Here is a 12,035-nt window from a genome sequence, read left to right as displayed (position 1 = left end):
CTTAGCCGAACTTGCGCACCACTTCTTCCGGCTCGATGCCTTCGAGCCAGCCGCCGGTAAAGCCGGCCCGTTCGAGGCCGAGGCGGATGACCGGCGATTGCCGCATCAGCTTCCAGATGAAATCCGAACGGTCGTTCTCGATGGTCATGACGACAAGCCCCTGGTCGATGCCGACGGTGCGGTCGTCCACCCAGCCTTCCGGCCGCTTGGTCTTGACCGTCGGGTTGAAGCCGCCGGGAAAGCCGCCTTCCAAGAGCAGGTTCGGATAGGTCGTCAGAAGCGCCTTGGTGCCGTCGAGAGCCGCCTGCCGATCGTAAGGCAGGCACGCAAGGGCTGCCCAGGGTGCGATCGTGCCGTCATCGGGGCCGAGCGGGGCGCCGCGGGCAGCGTAACCCAGAACCTTCGGCTGGCGGCCGCCGCGCATGCGCCGTGTCGGCGGCGGGCCGTCACAGGCGGAGAAACCCCAGATATTTCTGTTATAGCCGACGAACTGGCCGGGATTGCGCTCGGCATAGTCACGCTGGACGTTGATCATCACCTGCGTGTTGCGGAAATAGTCCCAGTTCCGCTCCGCCATCGGCTTGTCCTGAATGGTGCGGAAATCGATCCAGGCATGCGAGAAGAGGTGTATGAAGAGTGGTCCGGCATAGAGATAGGACTGCTTGCCGTGCAGCATCCAGGAATAGCTTGACGTAAAGGCGTCGTAGCACGACTGCGGAATGGGATGTGTCGGTGAGGCAAGCGCCAACGTATAGAGGATGATCGCCTCGTCGAAGCCGTGATAGCGCCAGCGCAGGAAGCCGGAAGAGGGCTTCCAACCCATGGCAATCGTGTCGCCCTTGTTCAGCGCCCAGCGCCAGTCGACGCGCTCGTAGATGAAGGTGGCGAGTTCACGGATTTCGGTTTCCGTCTCGTCGTCTTCACGATTGAAATATTGCGCAGCCGTCAGGATGCCGGCGACGAGCAGCGCCGTGTCGATGGTCGAAAGCTCGCTGTTCCAGGCGCGATGGCCGGTATCCATGTGCAAGAAATGGTAGAAGAAGCCGCGATGGCCGGTCGCGTGGCGTTCGTCGCCCTGACGCGCCTCGGCGAAGAACCGCAGCGTATTGACCGTGCGTTCGGCTGCCTCCTCGCGGCTGATCCATAAACGCTCGACACCAACAGGATAGGAGGAAAGCGCAAAGCCGACGGCTGCGATGCTGCACGGGACCCCGCCGATCGAGGTATCCGCCACAAGGCCGTTTTCGGGATTGGTATATTTCAGGAAGTAGTTGAACGCCGAATGCTGCAGCCTGTCGACGAGCGCTGCATCAATGTCTTCAATCCGTTGCAGCATAGGCTCCTACCCAACTGTTGCATCGCCCCATGCTTCAACATGGTGGCCGTCCCCGGGCAAATCAAACCTTTTTGATTCGCAAGGATAAGAGAACACAAAAGGGTGGAATCGGTCGTTAATAATTATCGGTAAAATAATATCTAGCAGAAGTCATATAAGCGGTGCAGCAAAAAAGACGGCCTGCGCGCCACCGGCACGGGTTATTTTCCCGCAATGCTTGTTTTCCTGATGCTTTGGAGAGTGGGTTTTCACGTTCAGGCGGCTTCATCGAGCCGCACCAGATGACCTGCCGACACTTCCCGATATCGGCGCGGCGGCGCGACGTACCCAACCGGGCGGACAGGGCTCTTGAGCTCGTCGGTTCCGAGGTTGCGCTTGATGCCGCGCCGTGAGGGATCGGGAACAGGCACGGCTGCCATCAGCTTCTTCGTGTAAGCGTGCTGCGGGTTGCTGAACAGTTCCGCGCGCGGACCAATCTCGACGATTTCGCCGAGATACATCACCGCGACGCGGTGGCTGACGCGCTCGACCACCGCCATATCGTGGGAAATGAACAGGAAGGCGAGGTTGAGGCTTTGCTGCAGGTCCATCAGCAGATTGCAGACCTGCGCCTTGATCGAGACATCGAGGGCTGAAACGCTTTCGTCGGCGACGATCACCTTCGGATCGAGTGCGAGCGCGCGGGCTATGCAGATGCGCTGCCGCTGACCGCCGGAGAATTCATGCGGATAGCGTTTCATCATATCGGCTTTCAGCCCGACGCGTTCGAGAAGATCGGCCGCCTTGTCGCGGGCCTGGGCGCCGGTGCCGAGGCCATGCTCCGTAATCGGTTCGGCGACGGCGGCGCCAACGGTCATGCGCGGGTTGAGGCTGGCGAAGGGATCCTGAAAAATCATCTGGATGCTGCGGCGCATCCGTCTGAGACTGGCCGCGTCAAGGCTCAGCACGTCATAGCCGTCGAGGCTGACGCTGCCGCCGTTCGGCTGGACGAGGCGGGTGATCGAGCGGCCGGTGGTCGACTTGCCGCAACCGGATTCGCCGACGAGCGACAGAGTCTCGCCCTGGAAGAGATCGAAGGAGACGTCCTCGACCGCATGGATCGCGCCGGTCTTGCGGCCGAGCAGTCCGCCGCGGATGTCGAAACGGGTAACGAGGTTCTTGACTTCGAGGATCGGCGTCCGGCGGCGGTCGACGGTATCGGCCACCTCGATCGGCTCGCGGCGTTCGCCGGTCGTGGTATCGACGACCGGGAAACGCAGCGGCCATTTCCGGTCGGCCATCGAGCCGAGGCGCGGCACGGCCGAGAGCAGAGCGCGGGTATAGGGGTGCCTGCCGCGATGGAAGATGTCGTCGGTCGTACCCGTCTCCACCGCCTCGCCGCGATACATGACGATGGTGCGGTCGGCGATTTCGGCGACGACGCCCATGTCGTGTGTGATAAAGAGCACGGACATGCCCTCTTCTTCCTGCAGCATCTTGATCAGGTCGAGGATCTGGCCCTGGATCGTCACGTCGAGCGCCGTCGTCGGCTCATCGGCGATCAGCAATTTCGGCCGGCTGGCGAGCGCCATGGCGATCATCACGCGCTGGCGCATGCCGCCTGAGAACTGGTGCGGATATTCATCGAAGCGCGAGGCGGCGTTCGGGATGCGGACCTTTTCCAGCAACCTGATCGTCTCGGCCCGCGCCTCGGCCTTGCCGATATCGCCGTGGCAGGTGAGCGCTTCGGAGATCTGGCGGCCGATGGTGAAGATCGGGTTGAGGGATGTCATCGGCTCCTGGAAGATCATGGCGGCGTCGTTGCCGCGCACCCGGCGCATCTCCTTTTCCGAAAGAGCGAGAACATCCTTGCCGTTCAAGGTGATGGCGCCATCGATGCGGCTCGATCCCTTGGCGAGCAATCGCATGATCGAAAGGGAGGTGACGCTCTTGCCCGAGCCGCTTTCGCCGACGATCGCCACCGTCTCGCCTGACATGACGTCGAAGGAGACATCGCGCACCACCGGCTTCCAGTCGCCATCGACAAGGAAAGAGGTCGTCAGGTTCCTGACCGAGAGAACCGGGGAGGCGGAGGCTGAAGAAACATCACTCATATCGTTGCCTTGGTTTTATCTGGTTCACATCTTCAAAGGCGTGGCAAAGGAGGCGGATGGCCTGCCTTCAGCGATGCGGGCCGCTTCCAGCGCCGCGATCTTTTCATCGATCTCGCGCCTGTCCGTCCTGCCGGTCGGATTTTGCCGTGTCGCCATCGTCTCGGCGACATGCAGGTAACGTTCACCCGCCACCGCATGCAGGCGGACAAGTTCGGCGAGCGGATCAGGATGATCGTCGGCGCGGAGGCTGAGCCACGGATAATCCTGGTCGCGATGGATGGCGAGGGCGGCGGACTGCCTGCCGCGCTTATCGCCGCCGGCATCTTCGCCTGCCTGCATCGCCACGAGCAGGCGTTCGGCCAGCGGCTTGTCCATCGCCTTGTTGTAGGTGGCAAGCGTCTCAGTGACGACGTCAGGACCTGCGAGCATGTTGCCGGCGACCGAGACGTTTTCGTCGATCAGATGCCCCGCCCAGTCGATGCATGCCGGACCGGTGAAGGCGGCGTTGCGCCCCTTCGCATCGATGAGGTGCAGCTGCCGCTGATTGCAGCCGGCGTCACGCGCGATGAGCTCGGCGATGATCTCCTCCGGCGCCTTGCCGGCGGCAAGCAGCGACAGGCCGTCGACGCCGTAAAGCGGGTTGACGAAGGCCTGGGTAGCAACGGCGCCGATGCCGCCGCGAATATGCGGCACAAGGGCGCCGACGGCAAAGAAGCGGCTCGCGACGGCGATGCCGAGATGGCCGGTCAAGGGATCACGGGCGACGATGGACCAGGTCATGCCTATCTCCCGATCGCATAGGCCTGCATCAGGCGCGGGGTGGCTGCGGCGCGCAGCAGTCCATCGGCATCGCGTCTCGCGGCGGTCAGCCGGCCGATCGTCCAGACATCGGCGACCGTCAGCGTGTGGCCCTTGCGGCGCAGGGCATCGAGGACTTCAGGGCCGAAATTCGCTTCCGCCATCAGGCTGCCGGGCTCTCGGGTGCGCGGATAGAAGGAGCCCGGAAAATGCGAAGTGTGGAACAGCGGCTGGTCGATCGCCGCCTGCAGGTTCAGCTTGTGGTGCGCATACCGCAGGAAGAAGGAAAGCTGCCACTGCTCCTGCTGATCGCCGCCAGGCGTGCCGAAGGCGAGCGTCGGTCGGCCCTCATAGAGGCCGAGCGACGGCGTCAACGTCGTGCGCGGCCGCTTGCCGGGCGCAAGCGACGTCGGCAGGCCTGATTTCAGCCAGAACATCTGGGCGCGGGAATTGAGGCAGAAGCCGAGGCCGGGCACGGTCGGGGAGGATTGCAGCCAGCCGCCTGATGGCGTGACGGAGACCATGTTGCCGTCGCGGTCGATCACGTCGATATGCACGGTGTCGCCGCGCTTTTCGGAAAGATGCGCCATGGTCGGCTCGTAGACGGCGCCGGTCTTGGAATCCGCGCCGAGCATCTTCATCGTCAGATCATGCTGCGCTTCGAAGCCAGGCACGATGCCGGGGCGAAGATCGAAGGAGGCGTCCGGACCGACCAGCTTGCGGCGCTCGGCGGCATAGGTCTCCGACAGCAGATGCGCGATGGGAACCTCCGAAAAATCAGGATCACCATAATAGACTTCGCGGTCGGCGAAGGCGAGCTTCATCGCTTCGACGACGGTATGGACGAAATCGGCGCCGGCGGGATCCATCGCGGCGAGATCGAAGCCTTTGAGGATCGACAGGGTCTGCAGGAAGGCCGGACCCTGGCCCCAGGGGCCGATCTTGGCGATGGTCCAGCCATGATAATCATAGGTCAGCGGCTCCTCGATCGTTGCCGACCAGTTCGCCATGTCGGTAGCAGTCAAAACGCCCTTGTGGCGGTTGCCGCTTGCATCCATCACCTCTGCGGTCTTCAGATAGTCGTCGATCTTCTCGGCAACGAAGCCGCGATAGAAGGCGTCGCGGGCCGCCTGCACCTGCGCTTCCCGGCCGCTTTTCGCTTCCGCCTCGGCAATGACGCGCTTCCAGGTTTCGGCAAGCACCGGATTCCTGAAATTCGCATGCGCTTCGGGGGCACTGCCGCCTGGCAGCCAGGTCTCATGGGAGGTCGGCCATTCCTTCTCGAAGAAGGCGGCGAGCCCCTTGATGGTGGCGGAGACGCGCGGCAGCATCGGATGACCGTGCTCGGCGTAATAGATCGCCGGTTCCAGCACATCGCGCACGCTCATCGAGCCATAGTCGCGCAGCATCAGCATCCAGCCATCGAAGGAGCCGGGGATGACAGTCGCAAGCAGCCCGTCGCCAGGGATCAGGCTCAGGCCTTCCGCCGTATAGTGTTCGATCGTCGCACCGGCCGGGGCGGGGCCCTGCGCGCAGATGACCTCGACCTTGTCCTTCTTCTTCGAATAGATCACCGCCGGCATATCGCCGCCCGGGCCGCAAAGATGCGGCTCGACGACCTGCAGCACGAAACCCGTCGCCACTGCCGCATCGAAAGCGTTGCCGCCCTTTTCGAGAATGCTCATGCCGACAGCCGAGGCGATCCAGTGCGTGGAGGTGACGACGCCGAATGTGCCGAGGATCTCGGGGCGGGTCGTGAATGCGGTCATATCGAATGTCCTTTCAAAAAATCATGCTTCGCGCGGATCGAGCGCATCGCGCAGGCCGTCGCCTAAGAGATTGAAACCGATGACGACGAAGAAGATCGCAGCACCCGGCCACATCGCCATCCATGGCGCCTGGGAGAGGAAATTCTTGGCGACGTTCAGCATCGAGCCCCAGCTCGGCGCCGGCGGCTGCTGTCCGAGGCCAAGAAAGGAGAGGCTCGCTTCGGCGATGATCGCCGTTGCGATGGTCAACGTCGCCTGCACGAGGATCGGCGCAAAAACATTCGGCAGGATATAGCGGGTGATGATGCTCGAGGACCGGAGGCCGATCGAGCGGGCGCCCTCGACATATTCCTCGGTTTTGACCGAAAGCACCTGGCCACGCGTCAGCCGCACGAAGACCGGCATGGCCGAAAGGCCGATCGCAATCATCGCATTGGTCAGGCTCGGACCGAGAAAGGCGGCAAGCGCGATGGCGGTGATGAGGAAAGGCATGGCCAGAAAGGCTTCGGTGATGCGGGAGATCACCATGTCGATCCAGCCGCCGAAATAACCGGAGACGAGGCCGAAAGGTACGCCGATGACAACGGCAATGGCGACCGAGAAGACGCCGGCCATCAGCGAGGCCTGCGCACCCCAGATCATCCGGGAAAGAATGTCGCGGCCGATGTCGTCGGTGCCGAGCCAATGGGCGGCGGAGGGCGCCTTGCGGATTGCCGACCAGCTTGTGGCGTTCGGATCGGGAATCGGAAGAATGGGGGCGGCAACGGCGAGGATCGCAAAGAAGGCGATGATCGCCAGGCCGACGAGGGCGCCCTTGTTGGCCTTCAGCTTGCGCCAGGCGCGGCTCGGCGTACGGTCGATCGCGGAGGGAATGCCGGTTTCTCCGATCGCGGTCATAGGGCGGCCCTCATGCGCGGATTGAGCAGGACGTAGAGAATGTCGGCCAAGAGGTTCATCAGGATGAAGCCGATCGCCGTGCAGATCACCACACCCTGGACGACGGCGTAGTCACGGTTGAAGACGGCGTCGACGATGAGCTTTCCGAAACCCGGAATGGTGAAGATCTGCTCGGTCAGCACGGCGCCGGCAAGCAGTTCGCCGAAAAGAAGGGCGGTCAGCGTCACGATCGGCAGCATCGCGTTGCGGAAGCTGTGCTCGAGCACGACAGTGCTTTCCGGCAGTCCCTTGGCGCGGGCGGTGCGGATGTAATCGGCGCTCAGCACGCTGAGCATTGCCGAGCGGGTATGCCGCATCAGGGTCGCGGCCAGCGCATTGCCGAGCACGAAGGAGGGCATCAGCATGGTTTCCAGAGAACGCAGTGGGCTGCTGAAGAAGGGTTCGTAGCCGGATGCCGGCAACCAGCCGAGATTGACCGAAACCAGCAGGATCAGCATGATGCCGAGCCAGAAATTCGGGATCGACAGGCCGGTCAGTGCGATGATGTTGGCGAGATAGTCGATCATCGTGTTCTTCTTGACGGCCGCCAGGATGCCCATCGGCACGCCGATGACAAAGGCGAAGATCATCGACATGATGGCAAGCTGTATGGTGACCGGCAGCTTTTCGCCAATGAGCTGCAGAACCGGCTGGTTGGTGCGCAGCGAGATGCCGAGGTCGCCCTGCAGTGCCGCACCCAGCCAGCGGACATATTGATAGGGCACTGGATCGTTCAACCGGTACTTCTCGCGCAGGAATTCGAGAACCTGCGGGTCGCGTTCCTCGCCGGCCATGGCAAGGATCGGGTCGCCGGGCAGCAGCTTCTGCAGCGAGAAGACGAAGACCGAAATGATCAAAAGCGTCGGTATGGCGACCAAGAGCCGTTTGGCGATGTAGGTGTACATGGGCGATCCTGACACGACTGGGGTCATGCGGCGGAGGGTTTCCGCCGCATGATTTGCTGGATCAAAAAGTAGAGCATGATGTCGTCCGAAAACCGCTCGCACTTTTCGGCATCATGCTCTAGGGATCAGCCGGCTTTCTTGACGTCGACGAGGCGGATCATGCCATCCGGCGACGGAACGAAGCCGGTGATGTTCTTGTGCAGCGCCCAGATCCAGGACTGATGGCCGAGATAGATGATCGGCAGATCGCCGTTCAGGATGACGGCGGCGGCATCGTATTTCTGCTTGCGCACGGCCTCGTCGGTCGACGCCCGGGCTTCGTTCAGCAGCTTATCCACCTCGGCGTTGCAGTATTTCGTGTCGTTGATGCCGCCCTTGCAGGTGATGAACTGATGGATGTTGCCATCGGGATCGACGCGGCCGGACCAGTCGGAACGGCTGAGCTGATAGTTGCCGGCGGTCTGCTCGCTCAGCAGCGTGGCGAATTCCGTCGATTTCAGGCTGACGTCGAAGCCGGCTTCGCCGACCATCGACTGGATGATCTGCATCATCTGCATGGCAACAGGATTGTTCGGGATCTGCAGTTCGATCGGCACGCGGTCGAAGCCAGCTTCCTTGATCAGCGCCTTGGCCTTGTCGAGATCGCGGGCGGGGACGGCAATATCCTTGTCGAACCACGGGCTGCTCGGGGGAAAGGGCTGGTTGCCGGCAACCGCCGTGCCTTCATAGACGATCTGGTTGACGGCATCGCGGTCGATCGCCAGCGAGAAGGCCTGGCGCAGGCGCTTGTCCTTGCCGAACGGATTGTCGGCGCGTGCGCCGTTGCCGATATTGGTGTAGAGCGCCATGTAGCCGGTGCCGACGGCATCGGCATAGACCAGGCTCGAATCGGACTTCACGGCTTCCGCGTCGGTCGCGGCCAGGCGCTCGATCATGTCGAGATCGCCGGACCGCAGATTGGCGAGGCGCACCGTCGTATCCGGGATCGGCAGATAGGTGAGCTTGTCGATGAAGATCTTGTCCTTGTTCCAGTAGTCCTGGAACTTTTCGAGCACGATGCGGTCTTGCTGGACACGCTCGACAAACTTGAATGGACCGGCGCAGACCGGGTGATCGCCGAACTTGGCGCCGAGTTCCTTGGCGGCCTTCGGCGAGACGATCATGCCGGCGCGGTCGGAAAGCTGGGCAAGAAGGGTGACATCAGGCGCCTTGAGGGTGAACTTGACCTCGTATTCGCTTGCCGCCTCGACCTTTGCGACCGAGGCTAGTTCGCTCTTGCGACGTGATTCCGGCAGGGTGATGTTGCGCTCGATGGTGGCGACGACGGCTTCGGCGTTGAAGGGGGTCTCGTCATGGAACTTGACGCCTTGGCGAAGCTTCATGGTGAGCTCTTTGCCATCGGCCGACCAGCTCCATTCGGTGGAAAGCTGCGGCACGATCTTCAGATCCGGTGAGACGTCGACCAGCTTGTCGCACATCGCGGTATAGACGATGCGGCCGACGAAGGTGCGCGACTGCGCGGGATCGAGCACGTCGGCATCGTCCTGCAGGCCGATCTTCAGATCGACGGCGAAGGCAGGAAGGGCAAACAGTGCGCCGGCAACGGCGGTGGTCAGCAATTTGGCGATCTTCATTCCATTCTCCTCTGTCTATTTTTGTTTGGTTTTTGCTTCCATTCCGGCGGTTATGGCCCGTCGTATTTTTCTCCCGTTCACTTCCCGGCTCAGGCGAGGGTCTTGTCGACCTCCATTTCGCTGTGGTCGAGCGAGGTGATGCGGACGAGGCTTTCCTGCAGCGTCAGCAGATGCTGGCGCATCGCTTCGCCCGCCCTGGCCGGATCGCGGGCGGCGATCGCATCGACGATCGCCGTGTGCTGGTTAAAGGTGACGGGCCGCGTCCGGCTGGCGCTGCGGGCGCGCTCGCGGATCGTCTGCCAGGCCTCGTCCTGGCGCACCCGGTTGATGACGTCGAAGATGGTGAGGAAGAAACCGTTGCCGGCGCATTGGGCAATCTGGCGGTGCAGCGCCCCGTCCCAGAGTTCGCGCCCGTCGGCATCGGTGCTTTCGTAGATCTTCTTCACCAGTTCGTACATGCGCTCGATATCGGCGGCCTTGGCGCGCATGGCGGCAAGCTGGGCGAGCTGCGGCTCGATGCGCAGGCGCACTTCCATCACTTCCATGAGATCGGTGCCGGCAACGATCGAGCCGACATGATCGCTCCAGCCGTCGGGGCGCGGGCCGGCATAGGTGCCGGAGCCTTGGCGGCGCCAGACGCGGCCTTCTGCCTCCAGCACTTCGAGGGCGCGACGCACGGCACGGCGGCCGACGCCAAGCATTTCCGAAAGGGTGCGCTCGGTCGGCAGCTTGCCGTCGGCGTCGAGACCGTCGGACCGCAGGAGAGCCCTCAGCCTCTCCAGCGCATAATTCGAATTGCCCCGCGTCTCATCCATCGGCATTGGCTTAAATGGTCCGTACCAATTTTCTATTGGTTCAGTGCAAACCAAAACGCGACGACCGTCAAGCGCTTTTTTGTGCAAATGGAAATCTGCCTGTTTTTTGCTCAATCCCTGGCGTTGCCGCGATACGGGGAACCGGTCGATCGCGCCGACACGGCGGCGGCACGATCGACACGATCATCCAGAAAAACGCAATTGGTTCAGGTGAACCTCAGGCCGGCGTCGAGCGCGCGGAGAGAAAGACCTGCGGCTCGAAGGCGAAATCCTTGTCGAAGGGATAGGTCGGATGCTGCTTGCGCAGCCGCGGCAGGCGCTCGACGAACTGGTCGACGACACCTGTTGATAGCGCCATCAAGTTCGGATTGGCAATCGGCGCCAGTTCCGGCGAGAGATAGCCCGATTTGACGACGATGATCTTCGCCTGGTTCGGGTCGAGACCTAGCCGGGTGAAATCGACGATATTGTGATAGGGCCGGCGCTTGGCGGAAAGCACCAGATCGATGCCGCCGGTCGAAACGACCGCCTGGCGGTCGGTCGGATCAGAAGTTTCATGCAGCAACTTGACCGTGAAACGGGCGACAACCGGTTTGCTGCCTTCGGTATCGAGCGAGGCGCCGACGCTGAGCTCCAACTCGGCGCCGATGCCTGCGGCGTAACAGGCCTCGGTCGCCGCCTTGTCGGCGATGCCGGCAAAGACGACGCCGGTGGCCGCCCTGGCGATCAGTTCGGCCAGCACATCGGCCCGGTCCCCGACACCGCCACCGGTCGGATTGTCGCCGGATTCGGCAAGCACAACAGGGGCGGTCGGGCTTGCGACTGCCCTTTCGACGCATTCCTCGAGCGAGCCGGTCTCGCAGCCGAAAACAAAGTCTTCGCGCGCATCCCAATAAGCCCTCGCGAGACGTTTGGCCTCACGCTCCAGCACGGCGCGGTCGGTGCCGGTCATGATGGCGGCGGCGGTGGCGCGCGGTTCGTCGGCCCAGACATAGCCGACCATCAGCGACGCATCCCAAACGCCATCAAGCGCATCGATCCCGGGCAGCATGTCATAGAGGCTCTTTGCCGGCTCATCGACGGTGCTGGTGCGCTCGCCGGGCAGCACGACGGGGATTGGCGCCCAAAGAACGACCGGCCTCTCGCCGGTATTGAGGCTCTTCACCAGCATGGAGACGGAGCGGCGCATCGTCTCCTCGACATCGATATGCGGCGCAGTGCGATAGGTGGAATAGATGTCGAGCGCATCGATGATGCGCTGGGTGACGTTGCCGTGCAGGTCATAGCTTGCCGAAACCGTGCAATCCTCGCCGACCAGCGCACGGGCCGCACTGATCCAGTCGCCTTCGGCATCCTCCATGCCTTCGACATACATGGCGCCATGCATGGCGAGGTAGAGACCGTCAAGCGGCAGCATCGGCTTCAGCCGCTCGAGGAACTCGCCCTTGAAGGCCTCGTAAGTGGCACGTGAAACCGGGCCACCGGCAATGGCCCGGGCATGGATCGTCGGCAGGAATTCCGCATCATAATCCTTGAGGAAGGCGAAATAGGGCGCTGCCAGCAGCGCTTCGCCGCGTAATACTCGAAAATCCTTCTCCTCGTTCAGGACGGGATTGTATGTACTGCACTCGGTATGAATGCCACCGACGGCGATGCGCATGGGAAACCTCAAATGATGTTGGGAGCAGTCAGGAAGTTATGGGCGATGCTGGCAACCCGGCTCCAGCGCCGGCATCGACACGCGGGTGC

General features: G+C 62.5%; 9 protein-coding genes. All 9 read right to left on the bottom strand.

All coding sequences use genetic code 11. From position 1 onward, the window contains the following. Position 1: 1 nt before the first annotated feature. Complete coding sequence (locus tag BS630_RS13900) at positions 2-1,336, bottom strand: glucoamylase family protein (protein ID WP_077977912.1); 1,335 nt, start codon at positions 1,334-1,336, stop codon at positions 2-4. A 254-nt stretch (positions 1,337-1,590) separates the two neighbouring features. Beyond that, entirely contained in the window at positions 1,591-3,429 is a 1,839-nt protein-coding gene (locus BS630_RS13895) for an ABC transporter ATP-binding protein (RefSeq protein ID WP_077977911.1), read from the bottom strand. A gap of 24 nt (positions 3,430-3,453) precedes the next feature. After that, positions 3,454-4,209, bottom strand: coding sequence for a DUF1028 domain-containing protein (locus BS630_RS13890; RefSeq protein WP_077977910.1), 756 nt, complete (start codon positions 4,207-4,209; stop codon positions 3,454-3,456). A gap of 2 nt (positions 4,210-4,211) precedes the next feature. Continuing rightward, on the bottom strand, positions 4,212-5,996 hold the full coding sequence (locus tag BS630_RS13885) for a gamma-glutamyltransferase family protein (protein ID WP_077977909.1): 1,785 nt from the start codon (positions 5,994-5,996) through the stop codon (positions 4,212-4,214). Positions 5,997-6,017: 21 nt separating this feature from the next. Beyond that, the gene (locus tag BS630_RS13880) at positions 6,018-6,893 is read right to left on the bottom strand and encodes an ABC transporter permease (protein WP_077977908.1); all 876 of its coding nucleotides are present in this window, start codon (positions 6,891-6,893) and stop codon (positions 6,018-6,020) included. Then, the gene (locus tag BS630_RS13875) at positions 6,890-7,837 is read right to left on the bottom strand and encodes an ABC transporter permease (RefSeq protein ID WP_077977907.1); all 948 of its coding nucleotides are present in this window, start codon (positions 7,835-7,837) and stop codon (positions 6,890-6,892) included. The genes BS630_RS13880 and BS630_RS13875 overlap by 4 nt, the downstream gene beginning before the upstream one ends. Positions 7,838-7,962: 125 nt before the next feature. Beyond that, positions 7,963-9,471: an ABC transporter substrate-binding protein gene (locus tag BS630_RS13870; RefSeq protein WP_077977906.1), complete on the bottom strand. Its 1,509-nt coding sequence runs from the start codon at positions 9,469-9,471 to the stop codon at positions 7,963-7,965. 89 nt (positions 9,472-9,560) lie between these two features. Then, a complete protein-coding gene (locus BS630_RS13865; protein ID WP_077977905.1) occupies positions 9,561-10,292 on the bottom strand; it encodes a FadR/GntR family transcriptional regulator in 732 nt (243 codons plus the stop codon). A gap of 211 nt (positions 10,293-10,503) precedes the next feature. After that, positions 10,504-11,946, bottom strand: coding sequence for a M81 family metallopeptidase (locus BS630_RS13860; RefSeq protein WP_077977904.1), 1,443 nt, complete (start codon positions 11,944-11,946; stop codon positions 10,504-10,506). Positions 11,947-12,035: the final 89 nt, after the last annotated feature.

Origin of the sequence: Rhizobium laguerreae, from assembly GCF_002008165.1 — a bacterium.
GTDB lineage: Bacteria > Pseudomonadota > Alphaproteobacteria > Rhizobiales > Rhizobiaceae > Rhizobium > Rhizobium laguerreae.
This window is presented reverse-complemented; position numbering and strand designations above follow the sequence as displayed.